The following is a 21,847-nucleotide window of genomic DNA, read 5'->3' on the forward strand; positions in this document are numbered from 1 at the left end:
GCCGCCGCCCCGGCGGCTGGCCCTCGTCTCGTTTCGCCTGCCGACTCGCTTCCCGCCCCGCTTTCTATCGACCTCACCCTACCTTCGGCCCCGTTCGCCACCCGGCGTTTTGGGCTAGGCTGGGGAGACTGCGCAGCGCGTTGGTCGAAGACAGCTCCTCGTTCAAGTGCTTACCCATCTCTCGTTTTCAGGAGCGTCCATGCGCGCGATCTCGAGCACGGCATTCGCCGCCTTCGGCGCAGGACTCGTGGCCATCAGCTACGGGCTTGCGCGATTCGCCTTCGGGCTTTTCGTTCCGCAGATTCGCGATGCCCTCGCGCTCTCGCCCTCTCTGATCGGGATCATCGGCGCACTGCCGCTCATCAGTTTTCTACTCGCCACCCTGGCCGCACCCACGGTCGCCAACCGTCTCGGCGCGCGCTACGCGGCGGTGCTCTCGGGGGCGTTCGGCGTCGCCGGTCTGGCGCTCATCAGCCAGGCCACCAGTGCCCTGATGCTGGGAACGGGCGTCTTCGCCTGCGGCATCTGCACCGGCCTGATGATGCCAGCGCTCACCACCGGCATGCAGGCGATGGTCAAACGCGCGCTGCACGCCCGCGTCAGCTCGGTCATGAACGCCGGGACCAGTGTCGGGATCATGGTGGCCGTGCCCACGGTGCTGTTCATGGCCGATGCCTGGCGGGTGGCCTATCTCTCGTTCGCCGTCCTCGCGGTGGTCGGGGTGGCCGCCACCTGGGTGTTTCTGCCCTCCATCACGCCCTTCACGCCCGCCAACGCTGCCGCCCCGCCGCCCCTGCGCGAGCTGCCCTGGTCGCGGCTGACCCGACTGACGCTGTTTGCCTTTCTGATGGGCTTCGTCTCCTCCGCCTACTGGATCTTCGCGCCGGATCTGGCGATCACGCTGGGCGGTCTCTCCCCCGAGATGACCGGGTGGCTGTGGTTCGCCGTGGGGCTCGCCGGGCTGGGCGGTGCCGCCGCCGCGGACCTGGCCGATCGCAACAACCCGCCTATCACCCAGGCGCTGATGCTGATGATGCTCGCCGCCAGTCTGGCGCTATTGGCGGCCAGCCCCGCCCAGCCGCTGCTGGCGACATTCTCCGCACTGCTGTTCGGCCTTGCCTACATGAGCCTGACGGGGCTCTACCTGATGACGGGCATTCGGCTGTTGCCGGGGCGTCTCGCCGTGGGGCCGGTACTGCCTTTCATGGCGGTGTCGCTCGGCCAGGCCACCGGCTCCCCGGTGATGGGCGCCCTGATCGACGCCGTCGACTACGCCGATGCCTTCTCGATCATGGCCGCGCTCGGCATTCTGGTGGCGATTCTCTCGCCCTTCTTCCCCGGCCATATTCATCAGGAGGCAGATGACGAGGCCGAGAACGAACCCGGCCTGCAAGCGGCCTACGACAGCCAGCTTCAGAACGAGGACGGCGAACCGCTGGAGGATATCGAGCAGACGACGGCGCAAGAGGCCCCCGCGCGTTAGGCGCTGCCCGCAAAGTGCCTGCGCGCGATAGCGTCGACCCCACCAGCTTCAGCGGTGCGCGGTGGGGGCGTATCCTGCCCCGCCCTCTCAACGCGCCGGGAGCCAGCGCCCATGAAGATCAACGTGGTCGGTACCAGCGGCACCGGCAAGACGACCGTCGCCTACCGCCTTGCCGAGGGGCTCGACCTCCCGGTGATTTCGATGGACCGGCTGCAGTTCCGACCGAACTGGCAGATCGCCCCCAATGACGAATTCTTCGCCGACCTGCGCGCGGCGCTGGCGGCCACGCCGGGCTGGATTCTCGACGGCAACGACCACCGCACCCGCGAGATCAAATGGCGCGACGTCGACATGATCGTGTGGGTCGATACCGGCTTCTGGCGCACCCTACGTCAGGCGCTGGGCCGCGCCATCCAGCGCATTCGCACCGGGGAAGAGCTCTGGCCCGGCACCGGCAACCGCGAGAGCGTGCGGCGTACCTTTTTCAGCCGCGAGTCGGTGCTGCTCTGGACGCTGAAGACATGGCGAAGTCATCGCCGCCGCTACGAGCAGGTGATGCAGGACCCCCGCTACGCGCACATTCGGTTCGTGCGGTTGCGGACGCGGGAGGATGTTGAGGTCTTGGTGGAAGAGGTGCGAGGCAGGACTGAAAAAACCTGAGCCTACGGACTCAGAGCGTTAAGGCACTATGGAAAACTCTATTGATGCCATTCGGCATGTCAGGAGTGAAATTAGAGGCTCTCGTCCTCTCGCTTTACGTTAGCGCACCTCGAAGGCGGTTAGGACCATCAATGGATGTCTGAAGCGCTCACTCCAGAGCTAACGCCTCGCTAAACGGCGGCGCTTGCGACGTCCGATTTGAGCGATTTGTTAACTCTGTTGCTTATACTACTAATCTCAGCAGCAACCTGCTCACTAGACGGACAATCAAATAAAATAAACCTACATTCATCTCTCTGAACTTCATCCAGCAGTCCAACTTTAAGCACTAGACTCAGGAAATCAGGATCGTAAATAATGAGCGCGTAGAAATACAATAAAACAATATCGTATTTTGATATCTGTGAAAGCAGAAATTTTTTATATTTCAGCTTTCTTTTAGATCCCACGACGTGACACAAGATGAAGTCGAATTTTCTCAGATATACATTTATTTCTTCACTGTATTTATGCGCGGCATCCTGCCACGCGAGATCATAGTAATATTTCCTATGATCGAAATCGGTGCGATAGAAAGAAACACTGCCTGCATCCATCAAGGAATCTTTTACTTCAGGATACTCATTATCTATTCCACCGAGAACGCACTTCAGGTATTCCCACTTACTCTCAAACCCCTGCCTTTTATCCACCTCCTCCAAGAATTCATATTCTTCAATCTGACTTTCAGCTATTTTTATTCTTGAGTTTATCGAGTGAACAATTTTCCACATATTTGTTTGTGATATTAGGCTTGGTTATTGCACAAAACCTTCCTCGCCATGTGAGTTGACTGCCTTTCTAGCTCCTCTTGGATCGCGAAAACAAAACTTTTTGCGAAGGATTTACCTTCAAAATCGTTATCAAATCCTCCTGTCCTCATAGGTGATTTTGAATTTAAACTTTCGACAGACCTGTAGAAAACATCATCTTCGCTCTGCGTCACAAACTGGCTTCGAGTTACATATATAGAAAATGCGACAGCGAAAAAGGCTAGGGCACCATATATACCACCAACATAAGAGCCAAATGCTGCCCAATCCGAAGCGTCATTGGACAACCGATACTGAAAATTAAAAAAATAAAGAACCAACGGCGCCATAGCTATAGCAATCAACGTTATTATCAGGAACGATTTTTTCACTTTATCGCAAGACCTTTATATTCTTGACACACCCGAATAACTCCATTGCCTAAAGAGAGTTAACGCCACAATAAAAGGCGAGCGTTAGCGAGTCCAGCCCACAGCTTTTCGTGGGCGATTTTTAATTGCTTTGTTATGTGAGAATCTACGCATCTCTAAGCTGGTTGCATCTTAATTATTCAAATAAATTTAAGCTATTGGATGGAGAATTATTTGACTTAGGCGCTGGCACTTTACTGAGTACTTCAGCTAGCCATGCCTCTGATGTTTTCTGTAACTCAAGCGAATGAGCTCCATGAGCTAATAGTGCAATGTTACCACTAGCGTTAGATCGGCGATTTACAAACAATGGAACCCAGTTATTTTCATTGTTTTCTTTAGCGCCAGCCCAAGTACCGCCTTTACCTTCATCTGCCCTGACGACTAGGGCAGAGCTTGCAGTAGTATAAATGTACTTATTACGAGCCATTGCATTACCGACACTGAAGCCTGCTTCAGGATAAAAACTTGAAATTAGAACCAGCTTTTCACTTTGAAGGTAATTGCGCCATTTACTTGCTGTGGCCGCCTTTAAAAGGCTATCTGCCATAATACCAATAGCTGTGCCACCCGCATTAAGTGAGGCCAGCATGGCCGTTTCATCTACACCTTGTGCTGCACCGGATACGATATTGATATTCTCTTTCGCTGCTTGTATTGCGATGTTTTTAGTAAACTCTTCGTCAATCTCATCAATACCGCGCGAGCCGATAATGGCTAAGCCACCTTGCTGAAGTAATCCTTTATTACCTACACCAAAGAATACCGGCGGTGAAATATGCCGAAGCTGCTTTTTAAGTAGCTGTGGGTACTCGCTGTCTTGTCTGGTAATGACCCAAACACCTGCACGTTGCCATTTTTCTAGAGCTAACCCCATAGCAGCTTTACGACCTAATATCTCCGATAGGCGATCAGCCGTGATTTTACCTTTAGGATCTTTCCATTTAGACAGCACCTCATCAAATTGATGAAACAACGAACTAGGCGTGTAATTAAATTCATGTAGCCAGCGTGCAAACCGGCCATACTCAATTGCCGTTAATGGCCGAGCCTCACCTTTTTTAGGTTTACTAAAAAAGGTTGATAGCAGTAAAACCGCTTGTGCATCTTCGTTATATAGGTTGTTTTGAGTATTCAATTCATCACTCTTTAATTTGATTTCGTTGACATAGCGGCCATAGGAAATACTGGGCCACATGCTTCACGTCTCAACAATGCCGCAATTACCGCAAATGTCCAACCTGAATCTGACGCATCATCAATCAGTAATACCGGCTCGCCTTCACGTACATTTTGTACTGCAAAAGCCCCATCAAGGTTTTTACAACGAAAATCACTATTTTCCATCCGTTTTTGCGGTGCTGTTTCTTCTACTTTTAATACTGCTTCAACGCATTCCAAGCCAAGCTTTTTTGCTATTAACTTAGCAAAGTCTTTGACTAACTTAGGATAGTTTTGTGATGGCACATAAGCCACCCATGTCGGCATAGGAACCGGCTGCCAACGATTGTTTATCATTGCAACACAGGCATCCGCTAGTCTAGGATCAAAAGCATGTGCTCGTTTGCCAGCAACAGCTATTTCCCCCCAGCCAGCTTCTCCCCAATGACATAATGCAGCACCTGGCTCATGGGCTAAGTCACCAAGACGAAATGGAAAATCATATACTGGGAATCTGGCCTGAGCTTGTGCGCGGCCATTACCAACTTGTTTTTTGGGCTGTATATCAATCATGGTATTGCCCAAGAAATCAACTGCTTGCTGGCCTAGTTCTTTTGGGTATTTCACATCAAATGCACTATCAGGATCGCAGTTAGCACATTTTCCACAAGGTGCTGTAAGAGAATCATCAAGTGCGGTGGCTAACACTTGCATAAGACACTGTTCACTTCTTAGGTACGATTGAATTTCTTCCCACTCTCCAGTTTTCCTATTAGATAATCGCTGAATCATTTCTGTCGGCAAAGAGTAGCGATTAATCGTACGCTTGTATAAAGAGCCTTCCTTAACTATTGGTGTTGGGTATTCAGCTAGTAGAAACTTGAGCGCAGCCTCTATTTTCATAGGTGCAAAGTTGAGCTGTGCTTCCAGATCAGCTTTTTTAAGCCCGTCACAACTGTCTTCTTCTAGTAGAGCGAGTAAATCACGAACTAACTCTTCTTTAGGAAACGCTTCCCTAATAAAATAGTTTTGGATTTCTTCGTCTTCATCACCGGAAAGCAGTACACCATAAGCATTATTAATACTTCGGCCAGCACGGCCTACTTGTTGGTAATAGCTAACAACTGACCCCGCACTTTGATAGTGAATGACGAAGGTCAAATTACCTTTATCAAAGCCCATCCCCAGAGCTGACGTACTAACTAAAACTTTTATTTCGTCATTTAATAACTGTTGCTCTAATTGCTCACGTTTTAACGTATTCTCTTCTTTAGTAAGCCCCGGAATTGAGCCTGCATAACCTTCTGCGGCTATATCGCAACTTCGAAGCCATGCTGCAACAAGGAAAGCGTCATTAATAGTTGTAGCGTAAACAATACCCGTACCATCAATTTGTGGAATTGTATGGGCAAGCCAAGCCAGACGCTTCGAACGTTTATCTAGATGTATATTTTGAAGATGAATTGATTCTCGTGTTAGTTGCCCACGCAACAAATACACCTGTTGACCTTCAACATGTAGTTGTTCTACAACATCTTCAACAACTCGCTTTGTAGCTGTTGCGGTTGTTGCTAATACTGGTGTATCAGCAATGTTCCCAAATACTCTTGAGATACGTCGGTAGTCAGGCCTAAAATCATGCCCCCAGTCTGAAATACAATGCGCTTCATCTATAACAAAAAATCCAGGGTTAGATGGTATTAATACATTATCAATAAACTCTTGGTTAGCCAGTTGTTCAGGCGCGATAATTAATGCATCTAAATTGCCTGCTAAAAATCGAGCTTTATTAACATTATTTTGGTCTTGACTTTGAGAAGAATTTACTGTTCCGAGCGCTACTCCATATTTGGCGGCAGATTCAATTTGGTTGCGCATTAAGGCCAATAAAGGGGAAATAATAATTGTTGGACCATAGCCTTGTTCGCGCAACATCTTAGTGGAGATGAAGTAAACCGAGCTCTTACCCCAACCAGTACGTTGGACACAGATCAATCGGCAGCGTTGATTTACAATGGCATCAACAGACTCCCACTGATGCTCATGAAAGCTAGCTGTTGGGATTCCAACCCCCTTTCTTAATAGTTCCAGCGCTCTATGCTGATTCATGTGTAACCCATTCTCAATTTTTAATTATTTAATGCCTATGAAAAAACTTAAGCTATCCGCACTGCCGACACATAACGCCCGCAGCTGCGGACGACTTGTAGCGACGAAGGAGCGGAAAGGCGTTCCGACAGCCTGCGCTTGTTATACATCTAGGCTGCCTCTTTTAATTTGCTCACTAGCTCATTTATTGAAACGACGGAGACGTTCTCATCTTCGATGCTTCCGGTTGGAATGCCATCTTTTTTTCTTGTTACCAAAATAGCTCTATCCACTTCGCTGTTAGAAACCAAGCGGTGAAGGTAATCTATGGCCCTTCTTAGATGGTGAAGCGGAACTTGTCCTTGCCACGACTTCGCTTCTATCGCTATTTTTTTACCGTTTGTGCTGACTAGAAAATCTGGGCGGACACCGCCTAAATTAGGCTCGATTACGAACTTAAAGCGATTTTTAACGAGTATATTGGCGATATCTGATTCAAACTCAGACGCCAGAATGCTGGATGTAACTCTTGAAGGTAAACTTTCAACTTCCTTGCTTCTTCTATACATCGTTAAGACAGTTAGCATCGCAATGCTTCCCACTAATACGCCTAGAGAGGGAAGTAGAGAATCCAACTGAAATGACTTAGATTCATAAAACGAGTACATTGTGGACGAAAGTGCCCCCAGCAGCGAGGCTGAGAGAACCATGGCAGTGAGACTTTCTTTTCTTCGTTCCTTTTCCTGCCTCAGCTGCTGAAATTCGGAAAAACTAGGCTTGATAGGCTCCCTTTCAACCACTTCGAAATCAGCATTGATCCTACTCTCAATTTCTATCCTTTGAGAAGGAGATATCAAATCGCTATCAAAAACTTCCGTATAGAGACTGTTTAGAATTTGCTCTTCAGATAAGAGATCATTTGGCGATACTTGAAACTCTCTCGCTTTGCCCTCGACCAGCCGAGTAATATCCTTGTAAATGGGCGAATAATCCTCTAGAACCATTCGCCTCATTATTGTTCTCATTATTGAGCTGTTGGCATTTTTTGAACGCTCTTTCTTCGCTCCAATGGTTTGCCTATAACCAATTACAAAAAGCACAAGGGACACGATTATCCCTAGAGCGGTTTGTATGTAGCCGTCCATTCATGAATCCTTGCTCTGATTACGTATAACAGGTATTAGATTGCAGGCGCGTTTTCTCACTTGAACGAGCGTGCGCGTTTAACATTCTTATACTGCAACCTTAACCCACTGACTCCAAAGCAAATCCCGGCCCAAGGTGCGACATACCACTGCTAAATGAGCCTGCAGCTTGTGTCTGTGAGCCCCCGATGTGCGGCACCCGGCAGACCTCTCGAACCCTATCTGAAATACGTTTCGTATCAATCTGCCACATTCCGTTTCGCCACTCCATCCAACATCCCACGTCTTTCGTCGAGTCCGCTTCAAAACGCACCATCTAGCATCGCAATCTGAGCTCGAAAATCGCGCCACCGCCTAGCACTGACGCGGCTCAAAACCCTCTGCAGCGCGACATCAAAACCGACTTATGCAGGGATGCAATGTTCGAGCGAGGGGCAACTGGCCTTCGGCGGGTATCTCACGCGAGTAGCTCAAGAGGTCGCCGTCGCCAACTCGGCCCCGTCCGCCGCGCCACCTAAGTCCATAGCCATCCGTTATTTCAGCGCGGCGCTGGCCGGTGGCACTATCCGCGATCCTTTTGATCGACCATCGCGGAGGCGTCTTGAGAAATTATCTGGGCAAGATGAAGGGCGCGCCGGTCTCCCGGGGCACGCCGTGCTGGCGCGATGCGCTCTGGTCGTGGATCGGGGCGTTTCTGGGTATGGCGGGGGTCGGCTGGATCAGCTCGCAGTCGATCGAGGCGCATCCGCTGCTGATGGTGGGGTCGTTCGGGGCGACGTCGGTGCTGCTCTACGCGGCGCCGGAGAGCCCGCTGGCGCAGCCGCGCAACGTGCTCGGTGGTAACGTGCTGTCGGCGCTCTGTGGCTTCGCCACCTGGTCGCTGCTGGGGGATACCTGGATCGCGGCGGCGGTGGCGGTCTCCACCTCTATTCTGATCATGCAGTTGACCCACACGCTCCATCCGCCGGGCGGCGCCACGGCGCTGATCGCGGTCATCGGCTCGGGCGAGCTGCACGAACTCGGCTGGGCCTATGCGTTCTTCCCGGTCGGCGCCGGCTGCCTGCTCATGCTGGTGGTGGCGGTGCTGATCAACAATCTGGCGCGGCACCGGCGGTATCCGCAGCACTGGCTGTGAGCGTGTTAGTGTCCTGTCGTCTCTCCCTCAATAGCCATCCTTTGTACTGACCCCGAGGATTTATGCCCGCGACTGTCAGACAGGCGACAGAACACGACATCGACGCTCTGGCCGCCCTGAGTCGAACCACCTACACCGAGACGTTTGCCGCGCACTACTCGGCGCAGACGATGGCGCAGTACCTCGAATCCGCTTTCGATACGGCGGCGCTGGCGCGTGAACTCGCGGCGAGCCAGTCCGAATTCTGGCTGCTGGAAGTCGACGGCACTTGCGGCGGCTATCTCAAGGTCAACTGGGGCGAGGCGCAAACCGAGCGTCAGGGCGCGAACGCGCTGGAGATCGAGCGCATCTACCTGCTCGCGTCGCTGCAGGGGCAAGGCTACGGCAGAACGCTTTACGACAAGGCGCTGGCCATCGCCGAGCGCCGCGAGGTCGACCTCGTCTGGCTGGGGGTGTGGGAGAACAACTTCGCCGCAATCGCGTTCTACCAAAAGCTTGGTTTCGTGATCGACGGCGTTCATGAATTCCGCATGGGTGACGTGGTGGATAACGACTACCTCATGAAGCGCCACCTCTGATCGCCCGACGCCCCTGGCGTCAGCCGAGAACGCCCCCAGCCGAACGCTTACCCAGCCGAGCACTCGCCAGGCCGAGAGCAAACCTGCCTGCGATGCCGAACGCCGGTCTCTGCCTCGGCGTCTACCCTTCCCCGTCATTTCGGGCTAGTTTCGGGGTTTCCCTTGGAAGCCTCGAGCCTCTCATGCCACTGATCGACCGCCGTAAACTGTTGACCGCGACCGCGCTGCTCCCGCTGGCGCTGACCCTACGACCCGCCTTCGCCAACCCGACGAGTGCCACGAGCAGCGGCGACCTCGAGCGCGAGCTGGCAGCGCTGGAGCGACGCCACGGCGGTCGCGTGGGAGTAGCGCTGATGAATGTCGCCACCGGCGCGGTCGCGAGCCACCGCGGCGACGAGCGCTTTCTGTTCAACAGCACGGGCAAGGTTTTCATGGTGGCGGCGGTGCTGGCGCGGGTCGACAGCGGCGAGGAGTCGCTGGATCGGCGTATCGAGATCGAAGCGTCGGATATCGGCGAGTGGGCGCCCATCACCGAGCAGCATATCGGCAGCCCGGGCATGACGGTGGCCGCGCTGTGCCAGGCGGCGATGGCCTGGAGTGACAACACCGCCGCCAACAAACTGATCGAGAGCGTCGGCGGTCCGGAGCCCATCACCGCTTACCTGCGTAGTGTCGGCGACGACACCACGCGGCTCGACCGCTGGGAACCCGAACTCAACGCGCATGATCATGAAGGTGACGAGCGCGACACCACCACGCCGCTGGCGATGATGCAGACGCTCAACACGCTGCTGCTGGGGGAGGCGCTCTCGCCGGCCTCGCGCCATCAGCTCGCCGCCTGGATGATCGCGGGCAAGACCGGTGACGCTCGCCTGCGGGCGGGCATGCCGGCTGGCTGGCTGATCGGCGAGAAGACCGGCACCAGCAGCGCGGGCAACGCCAACGATATCGGCATCGCCTGGCCGGGGGATCGCGGGGCGGTGATCGCCGTGGCCTACACCTACCTGCCGGAGGCCAGCAAGACGCAGCGTGACGAGGTGGTCGCGGAGATCGGCCGGCTCGCCGCGGCCGTTTGAACCACCGCACGCCGGGACGAACGTCGCCCGGCTGAACGTCGCCGGGTGTGCTGTCATCGCCATGGGCACTTCGTTGCCCAGGCACGCTTTCCAAGGAGGCTATCGTGGTTTCGATCTACATCTTGACCTGGCTCGGTGTGATGGCGGCGCAGGCAGCGCCCGGGCCGAACCTCGCCGCCGTCGCTTCCGTGGGGTTGGCCCAGGGGCGGCGGCCGGCGCTCTTCGTGGTGACGGGCGTCGCCTCCGGCATGCTGGTGTGGTCGCTCGCCACGGCGCTGGGCCTTGGCGCGCTCATTCAGGCGTTTCCGTCGTCGCTTCTGCTGCTGAAGCTGCTCGGCGGCGGGTATCTGCTCTATCTCGCGATCAAGGCGGCGCGGGCGACGCTGCGTGCCGGCGCCAGCTCGGCCTTCATGCCGGAGGCTCGGATCTTCAGCGACGGCGAGGCCTGGCGTCGCGGCTTCTGGGTGCTGCTCACCAATCCCAAGGCGGCGCTGATGTGGACGGCGGTGGCCGCCTTCCTGTTCGGCAAGGGGTTGAGCGGGCTTCAGGTCTTCGCCTTCGGCCCGCTGGGGGCGCTCTCGGGCCTTGCCATCTACGGCGGCTACGCCTGGCTCTTCTCGACCGGCGTGGCGGTACGCGGCTACGCCCGCGCCGGGCGCTGGTTCGAGGGCGTCTTCGCGGCGTCGTTCGGCGTCATGGGGGCGAGTCTGGTGTGCTCCGGCCTGCGCGAAGTACAGCGGTAGCCGAATCGACGCAATCCGCCTGAGCGGCCACCTGGGTGGCCCACCCCGAATCCCACTGAACGCCTTTGAATAACAGGAATCCCCGATGGACCTCGCTGTCTGGCTCACCTATCTCGGCGTCATCACCGCGCTGATTCTGTTTCCCGGGCCGGTGGCCCTGCTCTGCATGAGTCACGGGCTGCGCCACGGTCGCCGCCGGGCGCTGGCGACGGTGGTGGGCGGCGCGCTGGCATCACTGGCGCTGATGGCGCTGTCGTCACTGGGGCTGGGGGCGATTCTTGCCACCTCGGAAACCGCCTTCGTCGTGCTGAAGGCGGTGGGCGCAGCCTATCTGATCTACCTTGGCGTGCAGGCGTGGCGGGCACCCGCCGAGCCGATGGCTGCGCCCGGCACGGCAGAAGAGACCTCGACAGACCTTCGCGCCACCCGGCGACTGTTCGCCAAGGGCTTCACCGTGGGGATCAGCAACCCCAAGGATCTGCTGTTCTTCGGCGCCCTCTTTCCCAACTTCATCGACCTGAGCCAGCCGCAGTGGTCGCAGTTCGCGATACTGGCGCTGACGTGGCTCGCGGTGGATCTGGCGACGATGACCACCTACGCCTCGCTCGGCTCGACGGTGAGCCGCTGGTTCGGCACCTCGCGCCGCGTGCGCCTCTTCAACCGCACCACCGGCGGGCTGTTCGTGGCCGCCGGTGGGGCGCTTGCCGCGTCACACCGGTGATGATTTCGCCGCTCGCCAGGTAGCGAGATAGGCCGATCGAGGTGAGACAAGCCCACGAGACGACGAAAGAGGCGGTCTAACGGGACACCGAGATCGGCAGCCGCACCTGACGGGCGAATTCGAGACGCACGGAATCGCTCGTGCCGATGATGGCCGAGGGTATCGTGAAAAACTTGGGCGAGTGAGTCGAGACAGCGCAGTGATCAGAAGGGAGCGTGCGCGAGGTCGGAAACGACCGTAGGAAAGGAATGGCGCCCGAGGCAGGACTCGAACCTGCAACCCACGGCTTCGAAGGCCGTTGCTCTATCCAGTTGAGCCACTCGGGCGCACGGCGCAAACGATAACATCGTTGAGGGCTTCGGCGCGAGGGCAAATCGCGTCGAAACGCGCATCGATGGTCCGGGAAATCGCTGTTCCGATTCACCTTTCCACCGATGCGCCGGCGCGAACAACGGGATATCAGTGCGCCATCATCTCCTCGGCGACTTCTTCTCCGTCGAGATCGGCGGGATAGTAGGTCGGCCAGTTGGTCACTTCTTCGAGCAGCGCGGCGCGATCGTCACCCATGTAGATATGGTAGTGATCGGCATCGTTCGGGGCGATGGCGTGATCGCTAAACTGGATGTACTCGGGGGCTTCGTCGTCGCCGGACTCTCGCTCGAAGATATAGCGAACGCCGCGGTTGCCGGCCTCGTAGGTCAGAATCTCGTGGCCGTCGGAGACGTACTCGCCGCCATAGCTGTCGTCGCCGCGGTAGAAGGTGACGTCGCCATCATCGATGGTGATGCGCTCGACGTCGGTGCGATAGCCGGTCTCGTAGTAGGACTTGTACTCTTCGGCGGTCTTGTCGCCCTCCTCCGCCTTGTGCGCGAACACCTCGTCGAGGGTGCCGTCCTGCAGGTAGGGATAGACGGACTGCCAGTCGCCCTCCCAGTCGCTCAGCTCCCGCGCTTCGACCTGACTGTCCTCGAAGTGCCCGTTGTAAATGTCGTCGTCATGATCGTGACCGTGGCCGCCGTGGCTATGTTCGTCGGCGTGATCATCGTGATCGCCATGCTCGTGCGACGCTTCATGGGCGTGATCGTGATCCCCGTGACTGTGATCATGATCGTCCTCGGCCATGACGGCCGAATAGCTGGCCATCGTCAGCAGGCCAGCGGCAACGACGCCGGCACGGCGGGCGGTAGTCATTTTCATGATTCGGTTCCCTGTCTCAAGTGCGTTCTCGAAGGCTTTTCCCAATGAGTGCCGAGCGTAGGCACTGACGCCATCACGCCCGACCATCGAAATATACGTTATAACGTAACATTAAAGCAATCGAGACAAGCGCTCGCGACGGGTAGCGAGCGCTGACGAACGACTCTTGATCGCGGCTTCGCGACTCAGCGCGTGCCGTTGGCGCGGCGTGCCAGCAGCCGCTGCATGGCGGGGGTTGGCGTTTCCAGCTTGCCGTGACGCCGGCTGGCGGCGTAGCTGTCGTTGAAGGCATCGAAGTAGTCGTCGAGCACGTCGCCGGCCAGCGTATCGCCGGACTTGCGCAGGAGTTCGGCGGCGACTTCGGCGGTGCATAGATGCGCGGCGGACGCCGGCTTGCGCAGGCGGTAACGGGTCAGCCGTTCACTGTGCAGCGGGAGTACCGGAAGACCGTCGAGGTAGGGACTGCGGCGAAAGATCCGTCGCGCCTGACGCCAGGTGCCGTCGATCAGGATGAAAACGGGGATGAAGCCGTCCTGCTTGGCGATGGTCACGGCCCGCTCGTCGACGACGCGATGCTGATAGTCCGGCTGATCGTCGGGGAAGACCACGAACGGCACGTAGCGGCGATCCGCCAGCTTGGCGAGCAGCCGCTCGTCCGGCGCCGTGCGTTGCCAGCTGAAGGTCTCGGTGGTCGACAGCACGTCGGCGATGAGCCGGCCGGTATTGGTCGGCTTGTTGTGCTCCAGCGGATGGGTGAGCAGCCAGACCTGCGCGTCGCTGGTGGCGGTCACGCGAAACGGACACAGGCAGTTCAGTACCGGCAGTCGGCAGCCGTCGCAGCGCTCGACGAAGCTGCCACGGGCCTTGAACTCGCGCCGCGGGGGTCGGTCGTCGATCGGTGTCACCGTCTCTTGCGGCGCGTCGAATCCCGCGCAGGCATCGATTCGGGTGTCGGCGTCATCGCGCATGGAGGCTCGGCTCTTCAATGAAAAAACGGAGCGCATTCTATCACTGCGCTCCGTCGTCTAAACGGTGAACTATGGAAAGATCTGTATCAATTCCGCGTCATGAAGTGCGCTTCTCGTCGGCGCTCGGTGTCTTCTCCTGCGGCGCTCCAGCGACCCCGCGACGCTTCCAGTAGCCCGCCAGCAGCGAGCCGGAGACGTTGTGCCAGACCGAGAAGAGCGCCCCGGGCAGCGCGGCCCCGGCGGTGAAGAACTGGTTGGCGAGCGTGACCGCCAGCCCGGAGTTCTGCAGACCGACCTCGAAAGCGATGGTGCGTGCGGTGCGCACGTCGAAGCCGAGTGCCCGGCTCGCCCAGTAGCCGCCGGCAAGCCCGATGCCGTTGTGAGCGATGACCGCCAGCGCGACGATCGGCCCGAGCGTGGCGAGGTTGCCGGCGTTGAGCGCCACCACGATGGCGATGATCACGACGATGGCGGCCATGGCGAGCGTCGCCAGCGCCGGCTCGATGCGACGGATGTGCCGGCCCAGCAGGTGATGAACGATCACGCCGAGCGCGATCGGCGCGATGACCAGTTTGGCGATGCTCAGCAGCATCCCCAACACCGGCACATCGATGGTCTGACCGACGATCAGCCAGGTCAGAAACGGCGTCGCCGCCACCGAGATGAGCGTCGAGACCATGGTCATGGTCACCGACAGCGCCACGTGCCCACCGGCGAGCCACGCCATCACGTTCGACGAGGTGCCGCCGGCCGTCGCCCCTACCAGCACCATGCCGGTGGTCAGCTCCGGGCCGAGATCGAGCACGCGGGAGACCAGCAGCGCCGCCAGCGGCATCAGCAGGAACTGCAGGATCACCCCCACCGCGATCGGCTTGGGCGCCTTGATCACGCGGGCGAAATCGTCTCGCGTGAGCGTCAGCCCCATGGCGAACATGATCACGATCAGCAGGGTCTGGATGTCCCCCTTCAAGCCGACGAAGAGCTGGGGTTGGAAGGCGGCGATCGCCGCGAGCAGCACGGCCCACACGGGAAAGAGCCGGTTGATGCGTTCGAACATGGTGTGAATCCTGGTATTGGCGACCCAAGGTTTCGCCGGTACGGCTAACGCGGATTGGCGGCGGGCCGGCGGCGATGAGACGAGGCGTGGTCCCCCGGGGCGACTCTCGGTCACCCGACAGGGCCGGCAATTGTGCCGCACGCGCACAGACCGCTGATATAGCCCCGAAGTCTAAATTCGCACTGGCTGGGCTGATACCGCTAGCGCGCGCTCATCGCGTCCATCACAACGGACAATCACGCATCGGCGCTCGAGGCTTGATCGCCATCAGCCTCCGAACCCGCCGTCGTGAATGAATCGCGCGGTGAGTTCGGGCACGCCCCGGCTCGCGGGCTCGGCGATGGCGCTGACGCCGGCAGGGGCGAGATCCCGGGCGTGGGGGTCGACCAGCCAGCACGGCGCGCCGATGGGCGCCTGCTCGAGCAGCAGTGCCGCCGGCATTACCGCCAGTGACGTTCCCACGACCAGCAGCGCATCGGCCTCGGCGACGACATCGCAGGCCTCGGCGTAGCGCGGCACGGATTCACCGAACCAGACCACGTCCGGGCGGAGCTGACTGCCGTGGTCGCAGAGATCGCCGAGACGGATGCGCTCCCCCGCCGGGTAGCGGAGCTCGGCATCCGCCGACGAACGCGCAAGCCGAATCTCGCCGTGCAGATGCAGTACATCGCGGGAGCCGGCCCGCTCGTGCAGGTCATCGATGTTCTGGGTGATGACGCTGACCCGAAAACCTGCGGCTTCCAGCTCGGCCAGCGCCCTGTGAGCCGGGTTGGGCTCGGCCAGCCGCGCCTGACGCCGGCGCTCGTCGTAGAAGCGCAACACGGTCTCCGGGTCCCGCGCCCAGGCCTCCGGCGTGGCGACATCCTCCACCCGATGGTTCTCCCACAGGCCGTCGCCGTCGCGAAACGTCTTCAAGCCGCTCTCGGCGCTGATACCCGCGCCGGTGAGTACGACGAGATGACGTGTTGGAGATTCAGGCATGTGGCGCCTCCTCTAGGTCGATGATTCTGGAAAACGATCACTGATCCGAGCGTGGTACATGACACATCATGCCCCCAAGCCGCGCCCGTGTTGCTCGTACTGCCAATGCTGGCGTAGCGTCCGACACGGGTCCGAACGAAGAATAGAGTTGATCCGGGCGTAGAACATTTCGAAACGCGCCGGGTCGCACGCGAACTCCGCGTTGGCGTCGGTGCTTTTCCTGAGGGAATATTCTGCAACGAGGATGTCATAGGGAATATTGTCGACTCGATTTTCGAAGGCGTAACGATTGCCGGGTAGGGTTTTTTGCGTCTCGAGCCACGCCCACAGCGACGAGGATTCGGCGAGAGACATGGCTTTGTGCAAGTGAGCCAGCTGCTGTGTCGGCTGCCCCTCCTCTGCCAAAGTGACATGCGCGATCATCGTCACGGCACGAACCGCCTGCGCCGGCATGTCGTCGATACTCTCTTTACGCAAGACCCCCTGGGCCGCTCGTTGTCTGAGTGCGTCAACGCTACTGTCAGTCCCCTTCTCGACCCACCGGCCAATATAGTAATCATCGCAGCGCAGCAGGCAGTCGGCATACGCCTGAGCCTTGTCGGCTCGCATTCCCTCGGCGATTGCCAACCCCTGGTGCTTGTGTCGCTGATGGCTCTGGTAACTCGACCAGGCTTCCTTCGCTGGAATCCACGCCACGGCGATCATGAGCGCAAAGGCAGGCAATGCGATACATAGCCCCCACCAGCGCCGCCAGTGGGCGATGCCAACGGCAACCGATATGAACAGCACCAAGAGGCTAAGCGGCCAGGCGTAAATCACCATCAATAAGAGTGATTCCCACCACGTGAACTGAAATAGCATCGGTGACAACCTTGCCGGTAAAGGGGGCGATCGTATCGGCCAGTCTCGATACGACTTCGTCGATGGCCATCAAGATATCGAAATTGGTCGTGAGCCGCTGTTCGACAACGCGCTCTCGACCGATACAACGTGTCTTCAGCCTCATCGAGAAAGCGCCTGCCGCGTTCCTATTACGGTCACCACGCCGACTAAGTAGCGCTTGTGGTCGATGCGCACCGCCTCGACAATAGCGGCCCGTTCAACACTGCGTTCGCCGTTCCATGAGTGACTGTCTCTTCAACGACTCGCCTCTCGAGGTGCTCTTCCAGGACGCGCATCTGGTCGCGGTGGTGAAGCCGCCGGCGATGCTGGTGCACCGCACGGCGCTCTCCCGCGGCGAGACGCGGTTCGTGCTGCAGACGCTGCGCGACCAGCTCGGCCGCCACGTCTACCCGGTGCATCGGCTCGACCGCCCCACCGGCGGCGTGCTGCTGTTCGCGCTCGACTCGGAGACCGCCGCGGCGCTGACCGAGACCTTTACCCGACAGCGCACGACGAAACGCTACCTGGCGGTGGTGCGCGGCTGGGGCCCGGAAGCGCTGACGGTGGATGCACCGCTGCGCGAGGAGGACGGCACCCGGCCCAAGGCCGAGATGCCGGCGCAGCCGGCGGTGACGCACCTGAAGCGGCTGGCGACGGTGGAGATCGACGCCGCCGTCGATCGCTACCCCCGCTCGCGCTACTCGTTGATGGAAGCGACGCCGGAGACCGGGCGGCGCCATCAAATTCGTCGCCACCTGGCCGGCGCGGCGCACCCGATCATCGGTGACGCCAAGCACGGCAAGGGCATTCACAATCGCTACTTCCGCGATTATTTCGACTGCCCGCATCTGCTGCTCGCCGCGGTCGAGTTGACTCTGCCGCATCCGGTGAGTGGCCGCTCGCTATCGCTGAGCGCCGCCTGCGATCCGCACTTTGCCGGCCTGCTGGCCCGCTTCGGCTGGCAGACCCATGCGCCGGTCAGCGGCTGGCGCTGGACGGATCAGGCCGATACCGCCATCACCGCCGCTGCCGACTTCACTCACCCTTGCGACACCACGCCATGACGACCGACGATCACGCCAGAGACGACGCCCTCCGAGATGCTACCCCCGCCGCCAAGGCGCCCGCCGCGGGCGAAGTGCAAGAGACACGGGCGGCGCCCGCACCGGACGACGACTACGAATTCCGCTTCGGCGGCATTCGACGCCTCTACGGCCGGCGCGCCGCCGACGCCTTCCGCGGCGCCCACGTCGTCGTCGTGGGCGTCGGCGGCGTGGGTAGCTGGAGCGCCGAGGCGCTGGCGCGCTCCGGCATCGGCAGGCTGACGCTGATCGATCTCGATGACGTCTGCGTCTCCAACGTCAATCGCCAGCTCCACGCCCTGGACGGCCAGATCGGCCGGCCCAAGGTCGAGGTACTGGCGGAGCGCTGTCGAGCGATCTGGCCGGGGATCGAGGTGATCGCCGACGCCGCCTTCGTCACGCCGACCAATCTGGCCGAGCGCATCCCGGCAGACGCCGACCACGTCATCGACGCCATCGATCACGTGGGGGCGAAGGCCGCGCTGATCCACTACTGCCAGCGGCGCAAGCTGCCGATCACCGTGACCGGCGGCGCCGGCGGCCAGACCGATCCCACGCGCATCCGGGTGGCGGATCTCACCCGCACTCAGCACGACCCGCTGCTCGCCAAGGTGCGCTCGAAGCTGCGGCGCGATCACGGCTTTTCGCGTAACCCCAAGCGGCGCTTCAGCGTCGAGTGTGTCTACTCCGACGAGCAGCTGGTCTACCCCGGTGCGGATGGCGAGGTCTGCCTGCAGAAACCCGCGCCGGGCGAATCGACCCGGCTCGACTGCGCCTCCGGCTTCGGCGCGGTGAGCGTGGTCACCGGCAACTTCGGCTTCACGGCGGCCAGCCGCGTGCTGACCCGGCTGGCCGAGAAGGCGCGGCGAGACGCCACCGCCAGCGAATCTTCCCAGACACCCACAGGAGCCCAACCCGATGAGTGAGCGTTCACGCCCCGTCCCCGGTATCTACCGCCACTACAAGGGCGCCCTCTACGAAGTGCTCGACGTCGCCCGCCACAGCGAGACCGAGGAATCCTTGGTGGTCTACCGCGCGCTCTACGGTGACTACGGCCTCTGGGTACGGCCCCTCGGCATGTTCTGCGAGGAGGTCGAGATCGACGGCGAGCCGGTGGCGCGCTTCGCGCTGGAGAAGGCGTTTCACTGACGCCGGGCCCGATGGGCGTCGCCGCGCACGAACGGATGCCGTCCCCGGCGTGATTTTAGGGTTTTCGGCGGTTCGCGGTTTCCCGTCAGTTTTGGATTTCCCGTACAATGCGCTGCTTTCCGAACGGCGAGCGCTCAGCGAGTGCCGTCGGGGTCGTTCTCAGGGGTGAAAGCACAAGAGGAAGCAAGCATGAGCGTACGCGTTGGCGTGATCATGGGGTCGAAGTCGGACTGGTCGACGCTCCGCCATACGGTGGAGACCCTCGAGCAGCTGGGGATCGAGCACGAGACCCGGGTGGTCTCCGCGCACCGCACCCCGGATCTGCTGTTCGAGTACGCCGAGACCGCCGCCGAACGCGGCCTCGAGGTGATCATCGCCGGTGCCGGCGGTGCCGCGCACCTGCCGGGCATGTGCGCCGCCAAGACGCGCCTGCCGGTACTCGGCGTGCCGGTAAAGTCGAGCACGCTCTCCGGCGTCGACTCCTTGCTCTCCATCGTGCAGATGCCGGCGGGCATTCCCACCGCCACGCTCGCCATCGGCCGCGCCGGGGCGGTCAACGCCGCCCTGCTCGCCGCCGCCATGCTCGCCAATCACGATGAGCCGGTGCGTGAAGCGCTGGAGGCCTATCGCGCCGCTCAGACACAGAAAGTGCTCGACGCCCCCGATCCCCGTCCCACTCAGGAAGACGACAGCGAGGTGACGCCATGAGACTCGGCATCGTCGGCGGCGGCCAGCTGGGGCGCATGCTCGCCCAGGCCGGCGCGCCGCTGGATATCCGCTTCACCTTTCTCGACCCCTCCGAGGCACCCTGCGCCAGCGCGCACGGCGAGCATCTGCGCGCCGACTGGCAGGACGAGACGGCACTGTCGCGTCTCGCCGAGCAGTGCGATGCCATCACCTTCGAGTTCGAGAACGTTCCCACCGCGGCAGTCGAGCGCCTCGCCGAGCACCGGCCGGCCTTTCCGCCGGCCCAGGCGCTGGCAACGGCGCGGGATCGCTGGGTCGAGAAGTCGCTCTTCCGCGAGCTCGGCATTGCGGTGCCGCCGATCGCCAGGATCGACGAGCAGGCGGATCTCGACGCTGCGGTTGCCGAGATCGGTCTGCCGGCGGTGGTCAAGACCCGCACCATGGGGTACGACGGCAAGGGACAGAAGGTCCTGCGGGAAGCCGAAGACGTGGCGGGTACCTTCGCCGAACTCGGCGAGATGCCGCTGATTCTCGAAGGGTTCATCGATTTCGATCACGAGATCTCGGCGATCGCCGTACGCGGACGCGACGGCGAGATCCGCCACTGGCCGGTCGCGCGCAACGAACACCGCCAGGGCATCCTCCACCGCTCCGAGCCGCAGCCGGGCCATCCGCTGCAGCGCCAGGCCGAGGAAGCGATCGGCCGGGTCATGGAGAAGCTCGACTACGTCGGCACGCTGGCGTTCGAGTTCTTCGTCACCGGTGAAGGTCTGCTTGCCAACGAGATTGCCCCCCGAGTGCACAACTCCGGTCACTGGAGCATCGAGGGCGCCGCCACCAGCCAGTTCGAGAACCACGTGCGCGCCGTCGCCGGGCTGCCGCTGGGCGACACCACCCGGCTGGTACCGTGCGCGATGCTCAACGTGATCGGCGCCTTCCCGAATCGCGACGCCGTTCTCGCCTTGCCCGGCGCCCGCTGGCACGACTACGGCAAGGCGCCCCGCCCCGGCCGCAAGATCGGCCATGTCACGGTGCTCGCCGTCGACGACAGAACGCTTGCCGAGCGCGTGGCGGCGGTGGAAGCGCTGCTGGTCAACGACCTGGGCTGAGCCGCCCCAGCGCTGGCGGGCCCGTTGCGCCACGCACAGCACGCGGACCAAAAAACAAAGCCCCGATGTCGATGACATCGGGGCTTTTGCGTGGGCGCGCGACGAATCGGCGCCGCTGTCGGCAGGCTCACGCGAACGGCGAGAGCCCGACCGGCCGGACTTACTCTTTGCGGGTCTTACTCTTTGTCGGTCGCGAACATGTGCTTCTGCAGGTAGTTCTGGATACCGACCTGATCGATCAGCTTCAGTTCTGCCTCGAGCTTGTTGATATGCCCTTCCTCGTCTTCGAGGATCTTGATGAGCATGTCGCAGGTGACATAGTCGTTGACCGTTTCGCAGTGGTCGATGGCGGCCTTGAGATCGGCACAGGCTTTCTGCTCGATGCGCAGATCGCACTCGAGCATCTCCTTGGCGTTCTCACCGATCTGCAGCTTGCCCAGATCCTGCAGGTTGGGCATGCCTTCGAGGTGCAGGATGCGGTCGGTCAGACGGTCGGCGTGCTGCATCTCTTCGATCGACTCGTCGTACTCCCACTTGGCCAGAACGCTCAGACCCCAGTTCTTGTACATCTTGGCGTGCAGGAAGTACTGGTTGATGGCGACGAGTTCGTTGCCGAGTACGGTGTTCAGATGTGCGATGACCTGGGGGTCGCCTTTCATGATCGTGATCTCCTCGAATGAAATAAGGGGAGACACCGAAAAGCGCCCTCCCGTCCAGCCGAAC

At 59.8% G+C, this 21,847-nt stretch carries 24 protein-coding genes and 1 tRNA gene; 12 read left to right on the top strand and 13 right to left on the bottom strand.

The genetic code is table 11. The features are described from left to right. Positions 1 to 199: 199 nt before the first annotated feature. Entirely contained in the window at positions 200 to 1,483 is a 1,284-nt protein-coding gene (locus DOM33_RS05245; RefSeq protein ID WP_110666451.1) for an MFS transporter, read from the top strand. Positions 1,484 to 1,594: 111 nt separating this feature from the next. After that, a complete protein-coding gene (locus tag DOM33_RS05250) occupies positions 1,595 to 2,143 on the top strand; it encodes an AAA family ATPase (RefSeq protein ID WP_110666453.1) in 549 nt (182 codons plus the stop codon). Positions 2,144 to 2,313: 170 nt separating this feature from the next. Here DOM33_RS05250 and DOM33_RS16130 read toward each other — a convergent pair whose 3' ends face one another. From DOM33_RS16130 to DOM33_RS16140, 5 genes are all read right to left on the bottom strand, one after another. Beyond that, complete coding sequence (locus tag DOM33_RS16130; protein ID WP_162617897.1) at positions 2,314 to 2,916, bottom strand: hypothetical protein; 603 nt, start codon at positions 2,914 to 2,916, stop codon at positions 2,314 to 2,316. A 14-nt stretch (positions 2,917 to 2,930) separates the two neighbouring features. Continuing rightward, entirely contained in the window at positions 2,931 to 3,326 is a 396-nt protein-coding gene (locus DOM33_RS16135; protein ID WP_162617898.1) for a hypothetical protein, read from the bottom strand. Positions 3,327 to 3,501: 175 nt separating this feature from the next. Beyond that, on the bottom strand, positions 3,502 to 4,563 hold the full coding sequence (locus DOM33_RS05260) for a DNA-processing protein DprA (protein WP_110666457.1): 1,062 nt from the start codon (positions 4,561 to 4,563) through the stop codon (positions 3,502 to 3,504). Further along, complete coding sequence (locus tag DOM33_RS05265) at positions 4,515 to 6,635, bottom strand: RecQ family ATP-dependent DNA helicase (protein WP_110667557.1); 2,121 nt, start codon at positions 6,633 to 6,635, stop codon at positions 4,515 to 4,517. The genes DOM33_RS05260 and DOM33_RS05265 overlap by 49 nt, the downstream gene beginning before the upstream one ends. Before the next feature lie 149 nt (positions 6,636 to 6,784). Further along, on the bottom strand, positions 6,785 to 7,759 hold the full coding sequence (locus tag DOM33_RS16140) for a restriction endonuclease (RefSeq protein ID WP_162617899.1): 975 nt from the start codon (positions 7,757 to 7,759) through the stop codon (positions 6,785 to 6,787). Between the two features lie 601 nt (positions 7,760 to 8,360). On the opposite strand from DOM33_RS16140, the gene DOM33_RS05270 reads away from it, so the two are divergent. From DOM33_RS05270 to DOM33_RS05290, 5 genes are all read left to right on the top strand, one after another. Then, positions 8,361 to 8,894: an HPP family protein gene (locus tag DOM33_RS05270; protein ID WP_162617900.1), complete on the top strand. Its 534-nt coding sequence runs from the start codon at positions 8,361 to 8,363 to the stop codon at positions 8,892 to 8,894. 62 nt (positions 8,895 to 8,956) lie between these two features. Next, positions 8,957 to 9,472, top strand: a complete 516-nt coding sequence (locus DOM33_RS05275; RefSeq protein WP_110666459.1) for a GNAT family N-acetyltransferase — start codon at positions 8,957 to 8,959, stop codon at positions 9,470 to 9,472. 182 nt (positions 9,473 to 9,654) lie between these two features. Next, positions 9,655 to 10,548, top strand: a complete 894-nt coding sequence (gene bla, locus DOM33_RS05280) for a class A beta-lactamase (protein ID WP_110666461.1) — start codon at positions 9,655 to 9,657, stop codon at positions 10,546 to 10,548. Positions 10,549 to 10,652: 104 nt separating this feature from the next. Further along, positions 10,653 to 11,291, top strand: a complete 639-nt coding sequence (locus tag DOM33_RS05285) for a LysE family translocator (RefSeq protein WP_110666463.1) — start codon at positions 10,653 to 10,655, stop codon at positions 11,289 to 11,291. An 85-nt stretch (positions 11,292 to 11,376) separates the two neighbouring features. Further along, a complete protein-coding gene (locus DOM33_RS05290; RefSeq protein WP_110666465.1) occupies positions 11,377 to 12,012 on the top strand; it encodes a LysE family translocator in 636 nt (211 codons plus the stop codon). Positions 12,013 to 12,261: 249 nt separating this feature from the next. Here the strand turns inward: DOM33_RS05290 and DOM33_RS05295 are convergent. From DOM33_RS05295 to DOM33_RS16145, 7 genes are all read right to left on the bottom strand, one after another. Continuing rightward, positions 12,262 to 12,338: transfer RNA gene (locus DOM33_RS05295), tRNA-Arg, on the bottom strand. A 133-nt stretch (positions 12,339 to 12,471) separates the two neighbouring features. Then, on the bottom strand, positions 12,472 to 13,209 hold the full coding sequence (locus tag DOM33_RS05300) for a metal-binding protein ZinT (RefSeq protein ID WP_110666467.1): 738 nt from the start codon (positions 13,207 to 13,209) through the stop codon (positions 12,472 to 12,474). 185 nt (positions 13,210 to 13,394) lie between these two features. Next, entirely contained in the window at positions 13,395 to 14,177 is a 783-nt protein-coding gene (locus DOM33_RS05305; RefSeq protein WP_110666469.1) for a tRNA-uridine aminocarboxypropyltransferase, read from the bottom strand. A gap of 97 nt (positions 14,178 to 14,274) precedes the next feature. Next, positions 14,275 to 15,234 carry a bile acid:sodium symporter family protein gene (locus DOM33_RS05310; protein ID WP_110666471.1) on the bottom strand — a complete coding sequence of 320 codons (960 nt, stop codon included), beginning with the start codon at positions 15,232 to 15,234 and terminating at the stop codon, positions 14,275 to 14,277. A gap of 267 nt (positions 15,235 to 15,501) precedes the next feature. Continuing rightward, a complete protein-coding gene (locus DOM33_RS05315; protein WP_110666473.1) occupies positions 15,502 to 16,215 on the bottom strand; it encodes an SIR2 family NAD-dependent protein deacylase in 714 nt (237 codons plus the stop codon). A 66-nt stretch (positions 16,216 to 16,281) separates the two neighbouring features. Then, complete coding sequence (locus DOM33_RS05320) at positions 16,282 to 17,037, bottom strand: hypothetical protein (RefSeq protein ID WP_162617901.1); 756 nt, start codon at positions 17,035 to 17,037, stop codon at positions 16,282 to 16,284. Then, positions 17,012 to 17,221 carry a hypothetical protein gene (locus DOM33_RS16145; protein ID WP_162617902.1) on the bottom strand — a complete coding sequence of 70 codons (210 nt, stop codon included), beginning with the start codon at positions 17,219 to 17,221 and terminating at the stop codon, positions 17,012 to 17,014. The genes DOM33_RS05320 and DOM33_RS16145 overlap by 26 nt, the downstream gene beginning before the upstream one ends. A gap of 115 nt (positions 17,222 to 17,336) precedes the next feature. Here DOM33_RS16145 and DOM33_RS05325 point away from each other — a divergent pair, with 115 nt between their 5' ends. From DOM33_RS05325 to DOM33_RS05345, 5 genes are all read left to right on the top strand, one after another. Next, the gene (locus DOM33_RS05325; RefSeq protein ID WP_110666477.1) at positions 17,337 to 18,161 is read left to right on the top strand and encodes a pseudouridine synthase; all 825 of its coding nucleotides are present in this window, start codon (positions 17,337 to 17,339) and stop codon (positions 18,159 to 18,161) included. Then, positions 18,158 to 19,105, top strand: a complete 948-nt coding sequence (gene tcdA, locus DOM33_RS05330; protein WP_110666480.1) for a tRNA cyclic N6-threonylcarbamoyladenosine(37) synthase TcdA — start codon at positions 18,158 to 18,160, stop codon at positions 19,103 to 19,105. The genes DOM33_RS05325 and tcdA overlap by 4 nt, the downstream gene beginning before the upstream one ends. Further along, a complete protein-coding gene (locus DOM33_RS05335; protein WP_110666482.1) occupies positions 19,098 to 19,328 on the top strand; it encodes a DUF1653 domain-containing protein in 231 nt (76 codons plus the stop codon). The genes tcdA and DOM33_RS05335 overlap by 8 nt, the downstream gene beginning before the upstream one ends. Before the next feature lie 189 nt (positions 19,329 to 19,517). Further along, positions 19,518 to 20,036 (top strand): 5-(carboxyamino)imidazole ribonucleotide mutase, encoded by a 519-nt coding sequence (purE, locus tag DOM33_RS05340; RefSeq protein WP_110666484.1) that lies wholly within the window; start codon positions 19,518 to 19,520, stop codon positions 20,034 to 20,036. Beyond that, complete coding sequence (locus DOM33_RS05345; RefSeq protein ID WP_110666486.1) at positions 20,033 to 21,124, top strand: 5-(carboxyamino)imidazole ribonucleotide synthase; 1,092 nt, start codon at positions 20,033 to 20,035, stop codon at positions 21,122 to 21,124. The genes purE and DOM33_RS05345 overlap by 4 nt, the downstream gene beginning before the upstream one ends. A 176-nt stretch (positions 21,125 to 21,300) precedes the next feature. On the opposite strand, the gene bfr is transcribed toward DOM33_RS05345, so the two are convergent. Beyond that, positions 21,301 to 21,783, bottom strand: a complete 483-nt coding sequence (gene bfr / locus DOM33_RS05350) for a bacterioferritin (RefSeq protein ID WP_110666488.1) — start codon at positions 21,781 to 21,783, stop codon at positions 21,301 to 21,303. Between the last annotated feature and the right edge of the window lie 64 nt (positions 21,784 to 21,847).

It is taken from the genome of Salinicola halophilus, from assembly GCF_003206155.1.
GTDB classification, from domain to species: Bacteria; Pseudomonadota; Gammaproteobacteria; order Pseudomonadales; family Halomonadaceae; genus Salinicola; species Salinicola halophilus.

Coding starts and splice junctions, on each gene's coding strand:
- DOM33_RS05245 (WP_110666451.1), top strand. CDS start 200: ATGCGCGCGATCTCGAGCACGGCATTCGCCGCCTTCGGCGCAGGACTC.
- DOM33_RS05250 (WP_110666453.1), top strand. CDS start 1,595: ATGAAGATCAACGTGGTCGGTACCAGCGGCACCGGCAAGACGACCGTC.
- DOM33_RS16130 (WP_162617897.1), bottom strand. CDS start 2,916: ATGTGGAAAATTGTTCACTCGATAAACTCAAGAATAAAAATAGCTGAA.
- DOM33_RS05260 (WP_110666457.1), bottom strand. CDS start 4,563: ATGTGGCCCAGTATTTCCTATGGCCGCTATGTCAACGAAATCAAATTA.
- DOM33_RS05265 (WP_110667557.1), bottom strand. CDS start 6,635: ATGAATCAGCATAGAGCGCTGGAACTATTAAGAAAGGGGGTTGGAATC.
- DOM33_RS16140 (WP_162617899.1), bottom strand. CDS start 7,759: ATGGACGGCTACATACAAACCGCTCTAGGGATAATCGTGTCCCTTGTG.
- DOM33_RS05275 (WP_110666459.1), top strand. CDS start 8,957: ATGCCCGCGACTGTCAGACAGGCGACAGAACACGACATCGACGCTCTG.
- bla (WP_110666461.1), top strand. CDS start 9,655: ATGCCACTGATCGACCGCCGTAAACTGTTGACCGCGACCGCGCTGCTC.
- DOM33_RS05290 (WP_110666465.1), top strand. CDS start 11,377: ATGGACCTCGCTGTCTGGCTCACCTATCTCGGCGTCATCACCGCGCTG.
- DOM33_RS05300 (WP_110666467.1), bottom strand. CDS start 13,209: ATGAAAATGACTACCGCCCGCCGTGCCGGCGTCGTTGCCGCTGGCCTG.
- DOM33_RS05305 (WP_110666469.1), bottom strand. CDS start 14,177: ATGCGCGATGACGCCGACACCCGAATCGATGCCTGCGCGGGATTCGAC.
- DOM33_RS05310 (WP_110666471.1), bottom strand. CDS start 15,234: ATGTTCGAACGCATCAACCGGCTCTTTCCCGTGTGGGCCGTGCTGCTC.
- DOM33_RS05315 (WP_110666473.1), bottom strand. CDS start 16,215: ATGCCTGAATCTCCAACACGTCATCTCGTCGTACTCACCGGCGCGGGT.
- DOM33_RS05320 (WP_162617901.1), bottom strand. CDS start 17,037: ATGGTGATTTACGCCTGGCCGCTTAGCCTCTTGGTGCTGTTCATATCG.
- DOM33_RS16145 (WP_162617902.1), bottom strand. CDS start 17,221: ATGAGGCTGAAGACACGTTGTATCGGTCGAGAGCGCGTTGTCGAACAG.
- DOM33_RS05325 (WP_110666477.1), top strand. CDS start 17,337: ATGAGTGACTGTCTCTTCAACGACTCGCCTCTCGAGGTGCTCTTCCAG.
- tcdA (WP_110666480.1), top strand. CDS start 18,158: ATGACGACCGACGATCACGCCAGAGACGACGCCCTCCGAGATGCTACC.
- DOM33_RS05335 (WP_110666482.1), top strand. CDS start 19,098: ATGAGTGAGCGTTCACGCCCCGTCCCCGGTATCTACCGCCACTACAAG.
- purE (WP_110666484.1), top strand. CDS start 19,518: ATGAGCGTACGCGTTGGCGTGATCATGGGGTCGAAGTCGGACTGGTCG.
- DOM33_RS05345 (WP_110666486.1), top strand. CDS start 20,033: ATGAGACTCGGCATCGTCGGCGGCGGCCAGCTGGGGCGCATGCTCGCC.
- bfr (WP_110666488.1), bottom strand. CDS start 21,783: ATGAAAGGCGACCCCCAGGTCATCGCACATCTGAACACCGTACTCGGC.